The sequence below is a fragment of the Maribacter sp. MAR_2009_72 genome (assembly GCF_007827235.1).
Taxonomy (GTDB): Bacteria; Bacteroidota; Bacteroidia; order Flavobacteriales; family Flavobacteriaceae; genus Maribacter; species Maribacter sedimenticola.
Genome location: NZ_VISB01000001.1, coordinates 3652919 through 3667984 on the forward strand (window position 1 = coordinate 3652919; position 15066 = coordinate 3667984).

Genomic DNA, 15066 nt, shown 5'->3' on the forward strand with positions numbered 1-15066 from the left:
GGAATCTGATTACGCTATAAAGAAATTTTCATCAAAAAATTTAACGAACTGAGCAGATAAATTTTAACACTAATAAAGGGTTGAAAATCAAATAGTAAAAAAAATATAAAAATAATTTGATCAGGGTTTGAATTATTCTGAAATATCACTACATTTGCCGACCCTTAAAGTAGGGGTAATTTTTATACATTATATTATAGTATGCCAACAATATCACAATTAGTACGAATAGGAAGAGAGACGATTACTAAGAAGAGTAAATCGGCTGCTTTGGATTCGTGTCCTCAGAGAAGAGGTGTTTGTACACGTGTTTATACTACAACACCAAAGAAACCAAATTCAGCTATGCGTAAAGTAGCAAGGGTAAGGTTAACCAATGGTAAAGAAGTGAACGCTTACATTCCCGGTGAAGGACATAATCTACAAGAGCACTCGATAGTATTAGTAAGAGGCGGAAGAGTTAAAGATTTACCAGGGGTAAGGTATCATATTGTACGTGGTGCATTGGACACAGCAGGTGTGGCCGGTAGAACGCAACGTAGATCAAAATATGGCGCTAAGAGACCTAAGAAGTAATTAAACTTGTTTAAAAGGAAGTAATGAGAAAAAGACAGGCAAAGAAAAGACCACTTTTACCGGATCCAAGGTTTAACGACCAATTGGTTACGCGTTTCGTCAATATGATGATGTGGGATGGTAAGAAATCAGTCGCTTTTAGTGTTTTTTACGATGCAATAGACATCGTTGATGCTAAAAAGACAGATGATGAGAAAACAGCTTTGGAGTTATGGAAAGATGCATTGAGCAATGTTATGCCGCATGTTGAGGTTCGTAGTAGAAGAGTTGGTGGGGCAACGTTCCAGATCCCAATGCAGATTAGACCGGATAGAAAAATATCTACCGCTATGAAGTGGTTGATCAGTTATGCAAGAAAGCGTAATGAAAAAGGAATGTCTCAAAAATTGGCAGGTGAAATTTTAGCTGCGGCCAAAGAAGAAGGTGCTGCCGTTAAGAAAAGGGTCGATACGCACAAAATGGCAGAGGCAAACAAAGCATTCTCTCACTTTAGATTCTAATATATAATGGCAAGAGATTTAAAATACACTAGAAATATTGGAATTGCTGCGCATATTGATGCCGGTAAGACTACGACTACTGAACGTATACTTTTTTATACAGGGGTAAGTCATAAAATTGGGGAGGTTCATGATGGTGCTGCCACTATGGACTGGATGGAGCAAGAACAGGAAAGAGGTATTACCATTACTTCTGCGGCTACAACTTGTACATGGAAATTTCCTTTGGAAAATGCAAAGGAATTGGAAGAAACAAAAGATTATCATTTTAATATTATCGATACACCGGGACACGTTGATTTTACCGTTGAGGTAAACCGTTCCTTGCGTGTTTTGGATGGTTTGGTGTTTTTGTTCAGTGCGGTTGATGGTGTTGAGCCTCAATCCGAAACAAACTGGAGATTGGCGGATAATTACAAGGTGCCAAGAATTGGTTTTGTAAACAAAATGGACCGTCAGGGTTCTAATTTCCTAATGGTGTGCAAGCAAGTTAAGGAAATGTTGGGTTCTAATGCAGTTCCTATTGTTTTGCCTATTGGTGATGAAGCTGATTTCAAAGGTATAGTTGATTTGGCTAAGAATAGAGCTATTGTTTGGCATGATGACAACTTTGGTTCTACTTTCGATGTTATCGATATACCTGAAGATATGAAAGCTGAGGTTAAGGAGTATAGAGCTGCCTTGATTGAAGCTGTTGCAGAATATGATGAGGAGTTGATGGAGAAGTTCTTTGAGGACGAAGATTCCATTACCGAGGAAGAAGTACATGCCGCATTAAGAGCTGCTGTTATGGATCGTGCGATCATTCCTATGATCTGTGGTTCTTCATTTAAGAATAAAGGTGTTCAGTTTTTATTGGATGCTGTATGTAGATATTTACCTTCTCCTATAGATAAGGATGCAATTGAAGGAACAAATCCTGAAACTGGTCAAGTAGAGAAGCGTAAACCAAATGTTAAGGAGCCATTTGCGGCCTTGGCGTTTAAAATTGCCACCGATCCATTTGTTGGAAGATTGGCATTCTTTAGAACATATTCTGGTCGTTTGGATGCTGGTTCGTATATTTTGAACAATCGTTCAGGTAAGAAAGAACGTATTTCTCGAATATATCAGATGCACTCCAATAAGCAAAATGCGATCGATTTTATTGAAGCAGGTGATATTGGTGCAGCGGTAGGTTTTAAGGATATCAAGACAGGGGATACTATGTCTGATGAGAAACACCCAATCGTTTTGGAAAGTATGAACTTCCCAGAGCCGGTTATTGGTATTGCTGTAGAGCCTAAGACCAAGGCAGATGTAGATAAGTTGGGTATGGCTTTGGCTAAATTGGCTGAAGAAGATCCTACATTCCAGGTTAAGACAGATGAGGCTTCGGGACAGACTATTATTTCCGGGATGGGCGAGCTTCACTTGGATATTATCGTTGACCGTCTAAGAAGGGAATTTAAGGTTGAGGTTAGCCAAGGTGAGCCTCAGGTAGAATATAAGGAAGCGTTGACTAAAACAGCGTCTCACAGAGAGGTTTATAAGAAGCAATCTGGTGGTCGTGGTAAGTTTGGTGATATTGTTTTCGAAATGGGTCCTGCGGATGAGGATTTTGAAGGAGATGGTCTTCAGTTTGTCGATGAGATTAAAGGTGGACGTATTCCTAAGGAATTTATACCTGCTGTTGAAAAAGGATTTGTTGCTGCTATGCAGAACGGACCTTTGGCAGGTTATGAGATGGATACCATGAAAGTTGTTCTTAAGGATGGTTCTTTCCACCCTGTGGATTCGGATGCACTTTCTTTCGAGCTTGCTGCAAAAATGGGTTACAAGGCCGCTGGTAAAGCTGCTGGTGCTGTAATCATGGAGCCTATTATGAAACTGGAAGTTATTACTCCGGAAGAAAATATGGGTGATATTGTGGGTGACTTGAATAGAAGAAGAGGTACTATTGGTGATATGAGCGATAGGGCAGGTGCTAAAGTTGTTAAAGGTACTGTTCCTTTATCTGAAATGTTCGGTTATGTTACTTCATTGAGAACATTGTCTTCAGGTCGTGCAACTTCAACTATGGAATTTTCACACTATGCAGAAACTCCTTCCAATATATCGGAAGAAGTGATAAAAGCAGCAAAAGGAATAACAGCATAAATTTAGGACATGAGTCAAAAAATTAGAATAAAACTAAAATCCTACGATCACAATTTAGTGGATAAATCCGCTGAAAAGATTGTAAAGACGGTAAAGACAACCGGTGCTGTTGTTACAGGGCCAATTCCTTTGCCAACACATAAAAAGATATTTACGGTATTGCGTTCACCGCACGTAAATAAAAAATCAAGAGAGCAGTTTCAGTTAAGTTCTTATAAAAGATTACTTGATATCTATAGCTCTTCTTCTAAAACTATTGATGCACTTATGAAGCTTGAGCTTCCTAGTGGTGTAGAAGTAGAGATCAAGGTGTAAGTAATTAACCTGTCTTGTTGAGATAGGTGACATGTCCTAAGCTGCGGGCGAGGGAAAAACGGAAAAAAATAATTTAGGGTTAAATTATTTTGACCCTATTTTTTTGAATAGTATTTAATAGTAATAATTAATATAAATAAGTATGTCTGGGTTAATAGGAAAGAAAGTAGGCATGACCAGTATTTTTGACGAGAATGGAAAGAATATTCCATGTACCGTTATACAAGCTGGACCATGTGTAGTTACCCAAGTCAGAACCGAAGAGGTTGACGGGTATAGTGCCCTTCAGCTTGGTTTCGATGACAAGGCAGAAAGTCGTGCTAATAAGGCTCAATCGGGTCATTTTAAAAAGGCAGGTGCTTCTCCTAAGAAAAAAGTCGTTGAATTCCGAGATTTTGAAGGTGAGTTTAAATTAGGGGACACTGTTGGTGTGGATGTTTTTGTTGAAGGCGAATTTGTCGATGTTGTAGGTACTTCTAAAGGTAAAGGATTTCAAGGTGTAGTTAAGCGTCATGGTTTTGGTGGTGTGGGTCAAGCAACCCATGGTCAGCATAATAGACTTAGAGCTCCTGGTTCAATTGGTGCCGCTTCATATCCGGCAAGAGTATTTAAGGGTATGAAAATGGCCGGTAGAATGGGGTCTGACCGTGTTACGGTTCAAAACCTTAGGGTTTTAAAAGTAGTTCCAGAAAAGAATCTTTTAGTAGTAAAAGGTTGTGTTCCTGGCCATAAGAACGCTTATGTAACGATACAAAGGTAGAGGTAATGAAAATAGCAGTTTTAGATATTAAAGGAAAAGACACAGGCAGAAAGGCAAACCTTTCTGATGATGTTTTCGCTATAGAGCCTAATGAGCATGCGGTCTATTTGGATGTTAAACAATATTTGGCACATCAAAGACAAGGTACGCATAAAGCAAAGGAAAGAGCTGAAATAGCAGGTAGTACTAGAAAGATAAAGAAGCAAAAAGGTACAGGTACGGCAAGAGCCGGTAGTATTAAGTCGCCTATCTTTAGAGGTGGTGGTAGAATATTTGGTCCTAGACCTAAGGATTATACCCAAAAATTGAACAAAAACCTAAAGCGTTTGGCAAGAAAATCTGCCTTGACATTAAAGTCAAAGGACAATGCCATAATCGTGGTCGAGGATTTCGATTTTGATACACCTAGAACTAAGGATTTTGTCGAGGTTTTAAAGACTTTAGGTATTGAAAACAAAAAGTCTTTGATTGTGTTGGGTGATTCAAATAAAGGTGTATATTTGTCTTCGCGTAATTTCAAAGGGTCTGAAGTTATAACTAACTCAGAATTAAGCACTTACAAAATACTTAATGCAAATAGTGTAGTGTTGTTGGAGAGCTCTCTAGAAGGAATCGAATCGAATTTAAATAAACAATAATATCATGAGTGTGTTGATAAAACCAATTATAACGGAGAAAATGACTGCTGATAGCGAGTTGAACAATCGTTATGGTTTCGTAGTTAACCCTAAGGCAAATAAATTGCAGATAAAGGATGCAATTGAAGCTACTTATGGTGTTTCGGTTAAAAAGGTGCGTACTATGAATTACGGACCCACCAGAAAATCCAGATATACAAAAACTGGGGTGCAGCATGGAAAAACAAATGCCGTTAAGAAGGCAATAGTTGATGTTGTGGAAGGTGATATTATTGATTTTTACAGTAATCTATAAAGACAAGAAATGTCAGTTAGAAAATTAAAACCAATCACTCCTGGACAGCGTTTTAGAGTAGTAAACGGATTTGACGCCATTACTGCTGATAAGCCGGAGAAAAGCTTGCTTGCTCCGTTAAAAAAGTCCGGAGGTAGAAACAGTCAAGGAAAGATGACCATGCGCCAAAAAGGTGGAGGTCATAAGAGAAGGTATCGTGTAATTGATTTTAAAAGGGATAAGCAAGATGTGCTCGCGACCGTAAAATCTATTGAGTACGATCCAAACAGAACGGCATTTATTGCTCTTTTAGAGTATGCTGATGGTGAAAAACGATATGTGATCGCGCAGAACGGTTTACAGGTTGATCAGAAAGTTTCTTCGGGTGCTTCTGTGGCGCCAGAAATTGGAAATGCAATGCCTTTGAGCGAAGTTCCTTTAGGAACGATCATTTCGTGTATTGAATTAAGACCTGGACAAGGAGCTGTAATGGCTAGGAGTGCTGGAACCTTTGCTCAGTTAATGGCGAAGGACGGTAAGTTTGTAACGGTTAAAATGCCTTCCGGTGAAACTAGATTGGTTCTTTCTGGTTGTTTTGCGACAATTGGGGCGGTATCAAACTCTGATCATCAATTGCTTGTTTCCGGTAAGGCCGGTAGAAGTAGATGGTTGGGTAGAAGACCAAGGACTAGACCAGTAGCTATGAACCCTGTAGATCATCCAATGGGTGGTGGTGAAGGTAGAGCTTCAGGTGGACATCCAAGATCTAGAAACGGTATTCCTGCAAAAGGATTTAGAACCCGTTCTAAGACTAAGAGCACCAATAAGTATATAATAGAACGTAGAAAGAAATAAAAAAGTAGAAAGAAATGGCACGTTCACTAAAAAAAGGACCATACGTTCACTATAGTTTGGAGAAAAAAATCCAACAAAGTGCAGCATCCGGTAAAAAATCGGTAATCAAAACTTGGTCAAGGGCATCTATGATCACTCCAGATTTTGTTGGAATGACAATAGCTGTGCACAACGGAAAACAATTTGTACCTGTTTTTGTAACTGAAAACATGGTTGGACATAAACTTGGGGAATTTTCACCTACTAGATCTTTTAGAGGTCACGTTGGTGCAAAAAACAAAGGAAAAAAGTAAGCTATGGGAGTTCGTAAAAAACAAATGGCCGAAAGAATCAAGGCTGAAAAAAAGAAGGTAGCTTTCGCGAAGTTGAACAATTGTCCAACTTCACCTAGAAAGATGCGTTTAGTTGCTGATTTAATTAGAGGTGCTAAAGTTGAAAATGCCTTAGCTATATTAAGATTTAACCCAAAAGAGGCTTCTAGAAAACTAGAAAAATTGTTGTTGTCCGCTTTGGCCAACTGGCAGGCTAAAAATGAAGATGCAAACCTTGAGGATGCTGATTTGGTCGTTGCCGAGATAAGAGTTGATAGCGGTGCAATGTTAAAGAGATTGCGTCCAGCTCCACAGGGTAGGGCACATAGAATTAGAAAACGTTCAAACCATGTTACTTTGGTTTTAGGGTCTAAAAATATAACAGAAAACTAGAATGGGACAGAAAACAAATCCAATAGGAAATCGTCTAGGAATCATCAGGGGTTGGGAATCTAACTGGTATGGTGGAAACGATTATGGGGATAAATTGGCTGAAGATGATAAAATACGTAAGTATATCCATGCCAGGCTTTCTAAAGCTAGTGTTTCTAGAGTAATTATAGAGCGTACCCTTAAACTGATTACTGTAACGGTGACCACGGCACGTCCTGGAATAATCATCGGTAAAGGAGGTCAGGAAGTTGATAAGCTGAAAGAAGAGTTGAAAAAAATCACCAATAAGGAGGTTCAGATCAACATCTTTGAAATTAAGAGACCAGAATTGGATGCTAATTTGGTTGCGGCAAGTGTTGCCCGTCAAATAGAAAGTAGAATTTCCTTTAGAAGAGCTATCAAGATGGCTATTGCAGCTGCAATGAGAATGAATGCCGAAGGTATCAAAATTCAAATCTCAGGTAGGTTGAACGGAGCGGAAATGGCACGTTCAGAATCTTATAAGGATGGTAGAATTCCATTATCCACATTTAGAGCAGATATTGATTATGCTTTACAAGAAGCCCAGACCACATATGGTAAACTTGGAATTAAAGTTTGGATCATGAAGGGCGAGGTTTACGGTAAAAGAGAGTTGTCACCTTTAGTAGGAATGCAAAAAGGAGATTCCTCTAAAGGAGGTAAACAAGAAGGTGGTAGAAAACAACGTCGTAGAAAGTAATTTTTTAAAGAACTAAAGTAATGTTACAACCGAAAAGAACGAAGTTCCGTAAAATGCAGAAAGGCCGTATGAAAGGCCTAGCTGGTAGAGGACACCAACTTTCAAATGGTATGTTCGGTATAAAGAATGTTGATGATGCAGCATTCTTGACTTCACGCCAAATTGAGGCTGCCCGTATTGCTGCAACAAGATATATGAAAAGGGAAGGTCAGTTATGGATTAAAATATTTCCAGACAAGCCTATAACCAAGAAGCCTCTAGAGGTACGTATGGGTAAAGGTAAAGGTGCTCCTGAATATTTTGTAGCCGTAGTAAAACCGGGTAGAATTATGTTCGAAGTAGCTGGAGTTCCTATGGAAGTAGCAAAAGAAGCTTTAAGATTAGCGGCACAGAAGCTTCCTGTTAAAACAAAATTTATTGTAGCTCGAGATTACGAGGGCGGAAATTAAACGTAAGGAACAATGAAAAAACAAGAGATCAAAGAATTGTCTGTCGAAGGACTTACGGAGAAATTGGCCGAGTATAGAAAGCAGCATGAAGAATTGAAAATGGCACATTTTGTAACTCCGTTGGAAAATCCATTACAGATTAGAAAAGTAAGGAGAACGGTAGCAAGATTAGCCACTGAATTAACTAATAGGGAAAACCAATAATTGGTTCGGCTTTATGGAAAAAAGAAACTTAAGAAAAGAGAGAGTAGGAGTTGTCACTAGTAATAAGATGGAAAAGTCCATTGTTATTTCAGAGGTGAAAAGAGTAAAGCATCCTATGTACGGTAAATTCGTTTTGAAGACAAAGAAATATGTTGCACATGACGAAAAGAACGATTGCAATATTGGTGATACTGTAAAGATCATGGAAACTCGTCCTATGAGTAAAACCAAATGTTGGAGATTAGTAGAAATCTTAGAAAGAGCTAAATAAGTTATGTTACAGCAAGAATCTAGATTAAAGGTAGCGGATAACACCGGAGCGAAGGAAGTATTGACTATTCGTGTTCTTGGTGGTACCAAAAGAAGATATGCATCCATTGGTGATAAAATTGTTGTTACCGTTAAGGAGGCCACACCAAATGGAGGTATCAAGAAAGGAGCGGTATCAACTGCTGTTGTCGTGCGTACCAAGAAAGAGGTGAGAAGACCAGATGGGTCGTATATCAGATTTGACGATAACGCTTGTGTTTTATTGAATCCTGCCGGAGAGATGAGGGGAACCCGTGTTTTCGGACCCGTTGCAAGGGAGCTTAGGGACAAGCAATTTATGAAGATTGTATCATTGGCCCCAGAGGTATTATAATATAACGGACAAGATGAAAAAGTTGAAAATAAAAACAGGAGACACCGTAAGAATTATCGCTGGTGACCATAAAGGTACCGAAGGTAAGGTTATGCGTGTAAATCTTGAAAAAAATAAGGCCATCGTAGAAGGTGCAAATATGGTTTCCAAACATGAGAAACCTAGTGCAAAGAACCCTCAGGGTGGTATTGTAAAAAAAGAAGCTTTAATCCATATTTCAAACCTTGCTTTGATCGACGGTAAATCTGGAGATACTACAAGGGTAGGTTATGAAATGAGGGATGGTAAAAAAGTTAGGGTTTCCAAAAAATCCAAAGAAGTAATTTAGTTATGGCATACGTTACAAGATTAAAGAAAGAGTATAAGGAGCGAATTATAGCTGCCCTTACCGAAGAATTTGGTTACAGTAATGTAATGCAGGTTCCTAAGTTGGAAAAAATAGTAATGAGCAGAGGAATAGGTGCTGCCGTTGCTGATAAGAAGCTTATTGATCATGCAATTGATGAAATGACGATGATCACTGGTCAAAAAGCTGTTGCTACATTATCTAAAAAAGATGTTGCTGCCTTTAAATTAAGAAAAGGTATGCCTATTGGTGCAAAGGTTACCCTTAGAGGTGAGCGCATGTACGAATTCTTAGATCGTTTAGTAACGTCTGCATTACCAAGGGTACGTGATTTTCAAGGAATCAAGGCTACTGGTTTTGATGGTCGTGGAAATTATAACTTGGGTATAACCGAACAAATTATTTTCCCGGAAATCAATATTGATAAAATCAATAGAATTAACGGAATGGATATTACTTTTGTGACCTCTGCAAATACTGACAAGGAAGCAAAATCATTATTAACAGAATTAGGTTTACCTTTTAAAAAGAATTAGTATGGCTAAGGAATCAATGAAAGCCCGTGAAAGAAAAAGGGAAAGAACTGTAGCAATTTACGCTGAAAAAAGAAAGGCTCTAAAGGAAGCTGGAGACTATGAAGGTTTGCAAAGACTTCCTAAAAATGCTTCTCCAGTACGTTTGCACAATAGATGTAAGCTTACCGGAAGACCTAAGGGTTATATGAGAACTTTTGGAATTTCTAGGGTAATGTTCAGGGAAATGGCAAATGCCGGTTTAATTCCAGGTGTTAAAAAAGCCAGCTGGTAAAAAAGAATTATTAATGGTTTCAGGTTTAACGTAAAAGTTAAAAACCGTCACCGAATTATATATACATGGTAACAGATACTATAGCAGATTACCTAACGAGAGTTAGAAACGCAAGTAGAGCAGGTCATAGAATTGTTGAAATTCCTGCTTCTAATTTAAAAAAGGAGATAACAAAAATATTGTTCGATCAAGGATATATTTTAAGTTATAAGTTTGAAGAGAACAAGGTTCAAGGCACTATTAAAATTGCTTTGAAATATGACAAGTTTACAAAGGAGCCTGTTATCAAGAAAATACAGCGTATAAGTAAGCCGGGTCTTAGAAAATATGCGGGTAGTGACGATTTGCCACGTGTATTGAACGGTTTGGGTATCGCTATTGTTTCTACATCCCATGGTGTAATGACAAGTAAGCAAGCAAAGGCGGAAAAAGTTGGTGGTGAAGTTTTATGCTACGTTTATTAATTGATAAAAGAATTAGAAAATGTCTAGAATAGGTAATAATCCAATCGCGATTCCAGAAGGAGTTACAATTGAAATCAATGAAAATATCATTTCCGTAAAAGGAAAGTTAGGAGAGTTGACTCAAGAGTTCTCTGGTGTATCGGTTAAAGTGGAAGATGGTCAGGCTTGGGTAACAAGACCTTCAGATTCTAAGGAGCATAAAGCAAAACACGGTTTATATAGGTCACTTATACTCAACATGGTTGAGGGCGTTTCAAAAGGTTGGACCAAAGAATTGGAGTTAGTAGGTGTAGGTTACAGGGCTAGTAACCAAGGTCAAAAATTAGATTTGGCTCTAGGGTTTTCCCATAATATAGTGTTTGACTTGGCCCCAGAGGTTAAGGTTGAAACTGTTTCTGAAAAAGGAAAGAACCCAATAGTTAAATTGACCTCTCATGACAAACAATTGGTTGGTCATATAGCAGCTAAGATAAGATCATTCCGTAGACCTGAACCGTACAAAGGAAAAGGTATTAAGTTTGTTGGTGAAATATTAAGAAGAAAAGCTGGTAAGTCAGCTTAATATAAGTGTATTATGGGATTATCAAAAACACAAAGAAAAAATAGAATCCGCCGTAGAATCCGTAAGGTTTCTACCGGAACTGCAGCTAGACCTAGGTTATCTGTATTCCGTAGTAATAGCGAGATTTACGCACAAGTTATAGACGACGTTAAAGGAGTTACTTTAGTATCTGCTTCTTCAAGAGATAAGGATATTGCAAAAGTAAAAGGTAACAAAACAGAGATTGCCGCACTAGTTGGTAAAACAATTGCCGAGAAATCTGTAAAGGCGGGTCTTGATAAGGTAGCCTTTGATAGAGGTGGAAATTTGTATCATGGTAGAGTTAAGTCTTTGGCCGAAGGTGCAAGAGAAGCAGGATTAAAATTCTAATAAACTAGTATGTTCCAAAAATATAAAAACGTAGAAACGGTTAAACCTGGCGGTTTAGATTTAAAAGATAAATTAGTTGGCATCCAACGTGTTACCAAGGTAACTAAAGGTGGTAGGGCATTTGGTTTTTCTGCTATAGTTGTCGTAGGTGACGAAAATGGTGTTGTAGGTCACGGTTTAGGTAAGTCTAAAGAAGTTGCAACTGCAATAGCAAAAGCAATTGAGGACGGTAAAAAGAACTTGATTAGAATTCCTTTGAACAATGGTACATTGCCACATGAGCAAAAAGGTAAATTTGGTGGAGCAAGGGTTTATATCCAGCCAGCTTCTCATGGTACGGGTGTTATTGCCGGTGGTGCAGTGAGATCAGTTTTAGAAGCTGTTGGTGTACATGATGTTTTGTCCAAATCACAAGGTTCTTCAAATCCACACAATGTTGTAAAAGCAACTTTTGACGCTTTATTGCAACTTAGGGATGCAAAGACCATTGCAAGTCAAAGAGGTGTTTCTTTAGAAAAAGTATTTAAAGGCTAAGAGTAGAATTATGGCAAAGATTAAAGTTACACAGGTAAAAAGTGGAATCAAGAAACCTCAAAATCAGAAAAGAACTCTTGAGGCCCTTGGTTTAAAAAGAATTGGTCAAGTTGTAGAACATGATGATACGGCCAACATTCTTGGAATGATAAATAAAGTTAAACATTTAGTTTCCGTTGAGGGAGCTTAAAGATAGAATATAATGGGTTTACATAATCTACAGCCTGCAGAAGGTTCAGTTAATAGGGACGGTAAACGTCTTGGAAGAGGACAAGGGTCAGGAAAAGGTGGAACTGCTGCAAGAGGACATAAAGGAGCAAAATCAAGATCTGGTTATTCTAAGAAAATTGGTTTTGAAGGTGGTCAAATGCCATTGCAACGTCGTGTTCCTAAATTTGGATTTACAAATATCAACCGTAAGAATTATAAAGGTATCAATATTGAGAAGTTACAGGAACTTGTTGATAACAAAGTAATTTCAAAAGAGGTTTCTTTGGATATTTTGGTTGAAAACGGAGTAGTAGGTAAAAACGACTTAGTTAAAATTTTAGGTAACGGTGAATTGAAATCCCCCCTAAAAATTACGGTACATAAATTTACCGCTTCTGCTAAGGCAGCTATTGAAGCAGCTGGTGGTGAAGCAATAAGTTTGTAAGCATAAACGAGAGCATGAAGAATTTTATTGATACAATATCCAATATTTGGAAGATAGAAGAGCTAAGAAATAGAATACTTATTACCTTGGGTCTTTTATTGGTGTACCGTTTTGGTTGCCAAATTGTTCTTCCAGGTATAGATTCTACGCAGTTGGGTGGTTTGACCGATGGAACCGATCAAGGTATCTTTGGTCTATTAAACGCATTTACAGGAGGGGCTTTTGCCAATGCTTCTGTTTTTGCATTAGGTATTATGCCTTACATCTCTGCTTCAATTGTGGTGCAATTAATGGGTATTGCTATACCATATCTTCAAAAACTTCAAAAAGAGGGTGAAAGCGGTCGTAAAACTATTAACCAAATTACTAGATGGTTGACCATTGGTATTTGTATAGTTCAAGCTCCTGCCTATCTCTACGGTTTGGAAGCCTTTGGTGTTAGGGACAGTGCTTTTATTTTAGGAAAAGGGCTGGATTTTATGATACCTGCAGTAATCATTTTGGTTACAGGTACCGTTTTTGCTATGTGGTTAGGAGAAAAAATTACAGATAAGGGTATTGGTAATGGTATTTCATTGTTAATCATGATCGGTATTATTGCAACCATGCCACAATCCTTTGTTCAGGAATTTATTTCAAGGACCGTTGATAATAATGGCGGTCTAATGTTTATTCTGATTGAAGTTATTATTTGGTTCCTTGTTATTTTGGCATGTATATTATTGGTAATGGCTACTCGTCAAATACCGGTTCAGTATGCCAGGAGAACGGCGTCTGGTGGTTATGAGAAAAACATCATGGGATCAAGACAGTATATTCCATTAAAATTAAATGCATCTGGAGTAATGCCTATAATCTTTGCACAGGCTATTATGTTTGTTCCCGGAATGATAGGTGGCGCATTTGATGATACTTCATTTGGGCAGTGGATGCAAGTTCAGTTTAGTGATATATTTGGTTTGGCATATAATATTTTATTTGCCTTGTTGATCATCATCTTTACATACTTCTACACGGCCATTACGGTTCCTACCAATAAAATGGCAGATGACCTTAAAAGAAGTGGTGGTTTTATACCAGGAATACGTCCTGGGAAAGAAACAGGAGATTTTTTAGATAAGATTATGTCATTAATAACGTTACCTGGATCAATTTTCTTAGCTTTGCTCGCAATTTTGCCGGCCGTTGTCGTAAAGTTGATGGATGTTCAGGCTGGATGGGCCTTATTTTATGGAGGTACATCTTTATTGATTATGGTTGGTGTGGCTATTGATACTGTGCAACAGGTGAATTCATATCTGTTGAATAGACATTATGATGGCCTAATGAAAACCGGTAAAAATAGAAAAGTAGCATAATTTATGGCTAAACAGGCAGCAATAGAACAAGATGGGTCTATCATTGAAGCATTGTCAAATGCAATGTTTAGGGTAGAGTTGGAGAATGGACATGTAGTAACAGCGCATATTTCAGGTAAGATGCGTATGCATTATATAAAATTATTACCTGGCGATAAGGTTAAATTGGAAATGAGTCCATACGATCTTACTAAAGCAAGAATTACATATAGATACTAAGATACAAGATGAAAGTAAGAGCATCAGTTAAAAAGAGAAGTGCCGACTGCAAGATTGTTCGCAGAAAAGGCAGGTTGTACGTAATCAACAAAAAGAATCCTAGATTTAAACAAAGACAAGGGTAATTATGGCAAGAATCGCAGGTATTGATATACCAAAACAGAAGAGAGGCGTTATCGCCTTAACCTACATTTTTGGAATTGGAAGAAGTAGAGCTCAAGAAATTTTGAGTAAAGCCCAGGTTAGTGAAGATACAAAGGTTTCTGATTGGAACGATGATGAAATAGGACGTATTAGGGAAGCTGTATCTGGTTACGTAATCGAAGGAGAGTTGCGTTCCGAAACCCAATTGAACATTAAGAGATTAATGGATATTGGTTGTTATAGAGGAATTCGTCACAGGTCTGGTTTACCTTTAAGAGGTCAACGTACCAAGAATAATTCTAGGACTAGAAAAGGAAAGCGTAAAACAGTTGCTAACAAGAAAAAAGCAACTAAATAATAAGTAGGTATGGCAAAGGCAAATACTAAAGTTACCAAGAAACGTAAAGTAATAGTTGATTCTGTTGGGGAAGCGCATATAAGTGCATCTTTTAACAACATCATCATTTCTTTAACAAATAAAAAAGGAGATGTAATTTCTTGGTCATCTGCTGGTAAATTAGGGTTTAGAGGTTCTAAGAAGAATACACCTTATGCTGCTCAGGTTGCAGCTGAAGATTGTTCAAAAGTTGCTCATGAAGCAGGTTTGAGAAAAGTTAAGGTTTATGTAAAAGGACCTGGTAATGGTAGGGAGTCTGCCATTAGATCATTACACAATGCTGGAATTGAAGTAACCGAGATTATCGATGTTACTCCAATGCCGCACAATGGTTGTAGACCTCCAAAAAGAAGAAGAGTTTAATCAATTATATATTTCACCGAAAGTGTAGTTACGATTATCGAAGGATAAGCCTTAATTCATAATCTCACTT

General features: G+C 38.0%; 29 protein-coding genes. All 29 read left to right on the plus strand.

The window, feature by feature from the left end:
* The first annotated feature begins 201 nt into the window (after nt 1-201).
* The 29 genes from rpsL to rpsK all read left to right on the plus strand — a co-directional run bounded on the left by rpsL (nt 202) and on the right by rpsK (nt 14996).
* On the plus strand, nt 202-576 hold the full coding sequence (gene rpsL, locus JM81_RS15250; RefSeq protein WP_036152127.1) for a 30S ribosomal protein S12: 375 nt from the start codon (nt 202-204) through the stop codon (nt 574-576).
* A 23-nt stretch (nt 577-599) separates the two neighbouring features.
* Nucleotides 600-1076 (plus strand): 30S ribosomal protein S7, encoded by a 477-nt coding sequence (rpsG, locus tag JM81_RS15255; protein WP_089259442.1) that lies wholly within the window; start codon nt 600-602, stop codon nt 1074-1076.
* Nucleotides 1077-1082: 6 nt separating this feature from the next.
* Nucleotides 1083-3215, plus strand: coding sequence for an elongation factor G (fusA, locus tag JM81_RS15260; RefSeq protein ID WP_144804692.1), 2133 nt, complete (start codon nt 1083-1085; stop codon nt 3213-3215).
* Between the two features lie 9 nt (nt 3216-3224).
* Entirely contained in the window at nt 3225-3530 is a 306-nt protein-coding gene (rpsJ, locus tag JM81_RS15265) for a 30S ribosomal protein S10 (protein WP_007094989.1), read from the plus strand.
* A 142-nt stretch (nt 3531-3672) separates the two neighbouring features.
* Nucleotides 3673-4290, plus strand: coding sequence for a 50S ribosomal protein L3 (gene rplC / locus JM81_RS15270; protein WP_089259444.1), 618 nt, complete (start codon nt 3673-3675; stop codon nt 4288-4290).
* A gap of 5 nt (nt 4291-4295) precedes the next feature.
* Nucleotides 4296-4928: a 50S ribosomal protein L4 gene (gene rplD / locus JM81_RS15275; protein WP_089259445.1), complete on the plus strand. Its 633-nt coding sequence runs from the start codon at nt 4296-4298 to the stop codon at nt 4926-4928.
* Between the two features lie 4 nt (nt 4929-4932).
* A complete protein-coding gene (gene rplW / locus JM81_RS15280; protein ID WP_089259446.1) occupies nt 4933-5223 on the plus strand; it encodes a 50S ribosomal protein L23 in 291 nt (96 codons plus the stop codon).
* Between the two features lie 9 nt (nt 5224-5232).
* The gene (gene rplB, locus JM81_RS15285) at nt 5233-6057 is read left to right on the plus strand and encodes a 50S ribosomal protein L2 (RefSeq protein ID WP_144804694.1); all 825 of its coding nucleotides are present in this window, start codon (nt 5233-5235) and stop codon (nt 6055-6057) included.
* Nucleotides 6058-6071: 14 nt separating this feature from the next.
* Nucleotides 6072-6350 (plus strand): 30S ribosomal protein S19, encoded by a 279-nt coding sequence (gene rpsS / locus JM81_RS15290; RefSeq protein WP_089259448.1) that lies wholly within the window; start codon nt 6072-6074, stop codon nt 6348-6350.
* Between the two features lie 3 nt (nt 6351-6353).
* Nucleotides 6354-6761, plus strand: coding sequence for a 50S ribosomal protein L22 (rplV, locus tag JM81_RS15295; protein ID WP_089259449.1), 408 nt, complete (start codon nt 6354-6356; stop codon nt 6759-6761).
* Nucleotide 6762: 1 nt separating this feature from the next.
* Nucleotides 6763-7482, plus strand: a complete 720-nt coding sequence (gene rpsC / locus JM81_RS15300) for a 30S ribosomal protein S3 (RefSeq protein ID WP_089259450.1) — start codon at nt 6763-6765, stop codon at nt 7480-7482.
* A gap of 20 nt (nt 7483-7502) precedes the next feature.
* Nucleotides 7503-7931, plus strand: coding sequence for a 50S ribosomal protein L16 (gene rplP, locus JM81_RS15305; protein ID WP_089259451.1), 429 nt, complete (start codon nt 7503-7505; stop codon nt 7929-7931).
* A gap of 12 nt (nt 7932-7943) precedes the next feature.
* Nucleotides 7944-8135, plus strand: coding sequence for a 50S ribosomal protein L29 (rpmC, locus tag JM81_RS15310; protein ID WP_089259452.1), 192 nt, complete (start codon nt 7944-7946; stop codon nt 8133-8135).
* Nucleotides 8136-8148: 13 nt separating this feature from the next.
* Nucleotides 8149-8406 (plus strand): 30S ribosomal protein S17, encoded by a 258-nt coding sequence (gene rpsQ, locus JM81_RS15315; RefSeq protein WP_058104316.1) that lies wholly within the window; start codon nt 8149-8151, stop codon nt 8404-8406.
* Nucleotides 8407-8409: 3 nt separating this feature from the next.
* The gene (gene rplN / locus JM81_RS15320) at nt 8410-8778 is read left to right on the plus strand and encodes a 50S ribosomal protein L14 (protein ID WP_027064819.1); all 369 of its coding nucleotides are present in this window, start codon (nt 8410-8412) and stop codon (nt 8776-8778) included.
* A 13-nt stretch (nt 8779-8791) separates the two neighbouring features.
* Nucleotides 8792-9106, plus strand: coding sequence for a 50S ribosomal protein L24 (gene rplX, locus JM81_RS15325; RefSeq protein WP_089259453.1), 315 nt, complete (start codon nt 8792-8794; stop codon nt 9104-9106).
* Between the two features lie 2 nt (nt 9107-9108).
* Nucleotides 9109-9660 carry a 50S ribosomal protein L5 gene (gene rplE / locus JM81_RS15330; protein ID WP_089259454.1) on the plus strand — a complete coding sequence of 184 codons (552 nt, stop codon included), beginning with the start codon at nt 9109-9111 and terminating at the stop codon, nt 9658-9660.
* A 1-nt stretch (nt 9661) separates the two neighbouring features.
* Nucleotides 9662-9931 (plus strand): 30S ribosomal protein S14, encoded by a 270-nt coding sequence (gene rpsN, locus JM81_RS15335; protein WP_089259455.1) that lies wholly within the window; start codon nt 9662-9664, stop codon nt 9929-9931.
* 65 nt (nt 9932-9996) lie between these two features.
* Nucleotides 9997-10395 carry a 30S ribosomal protein S8 gene (gene rpsH / locus JM81_RS15340; RefSeq protein ID WP_089259456.1) on the plus strand — a complete coding sequence of 133 codons (399 nt, stop codon included), beginning with the start codon at nt 9997-9999 and terminating at the stop codon, nt 10393-10395.
* 19 nt (nt 10396-10414) lie between these two features.
* Nucleotides 10415-10957: a 50S ribosomal protein L6 gene (rplF, locus tag JM81_RS15345; protein ID WP_089259457.1), complete on the plus strand. Its 543-nt coding sequence runs from the start codon at nt 10415-10417 to the stop codon at nt 10955-10957.
* Between the two features lie 12 nt (nt 10958-10969).
* Nucleotides 10970-11326: a 50S ribosomal protein L18 gene (gene rplR, locus JM81_RS15350; protein WP_089259458.1), complete on the plus strand. Its 357-nt coding sequence runs from the start codon at nt 10970-10972 to the stop codon at nt 11324-11326.
* Between the two features lie 9 nt (nt 11327-11335).
* Complete coding sequence (gene rpsE, locus JM81_RS15355; RefSeq protein ID WP_089259459.1) at nt 11336-11860, plus strand: 30S ribosomal protein S5; 525 nt, start codon at nt 11336-11338, stop codon at nt 11858-11860.
* Between the two features lie 10 nt (nt 11861-11870).
* Nucleotides 11871-12050 carry a 50S ribosomal protein L30 gene (gene rpmD / locus JM81_RS15360; protein WP_089259460.1) on the plus strand — a complete coding sequence of 60 codons (180 nt, stop codon included), beginning with the start codon at nt 11871-11873 and terminating at the stop codon, nt 12048-12050.
* Between the two features lie 12 nt (nt 12051-12062).
* Entirely contained in the window at nt 12063-12515 is a 453-nt protein-coding gene (rplO, locus tag JM81_RS15365) for a 50S ribosomal protein L15 (protein WP_089259461.1), read from the plus strand.
* A 14-nt stretch (nt 12516-12529) separates the two neighbouring features.
* Complete coding sequence (gene secY / locus JM81_RS15370; RefSeq protein ID WP_089259462.1) at nt 12530-13873, plus strand: preprotein translocase subunit SecY; 1344 nt, start codon at nt 12530-12532, stop codon at nt 13871-13873.
* Between the two features lie 3 nt (nt 13874-13876).
* Nucleotides 13877-14092: a translation initiation factor IF-1 gene (gene infA, locus JM81_RS15375; protein WP_013305172.1), complete on the plus strand. Its 216-nt coding sequence runs from the start codon at nt 13877-13879 to the stop codon at nt 14090-14092.
* A gap of 8 nt (nt 14093-14100) precedes the next feature.
* The gene (gene ykgO, locus JM81_RS15380; protein WP_013305171.1) at nt 14101-14217 is read left to right on the plus strand and encodes a type B 50S ribosomal protein L36; all 117 of its coding nucleotides are present in this window, start codon (nt 14101-14103) and stop codon (nt 14215-14217) included.
* A gap of 2 nt (nt 14218-14219) precedes the next feature.
* Nucleotides 14220-14594 carry a 30S ribosomal protein S13 gene (rpsM, locus tag JM81_RS15385; protein WP_089259463.1) on the plus strand — a complete coding sequence of 125 codons (375 nt, stop codon included), beginning with the start codon at nt 14220-14222 and terminating at the stop codon, nt 14592-14594.
* 9 nt (nt 14595-14603) lie between these two features.
* Complete coding sequence (rpsK, locus tag JM81_RS15390; protein WP_036152169.1) at nt 14604-14996, plus strand: 30S ribosomal protein S11; 393 nt, start codon at nt 14604-14606, stop codon at nt 14994-14996.
* Nucleotides 14997-15066: the final 70 nt, after the last annotated feature.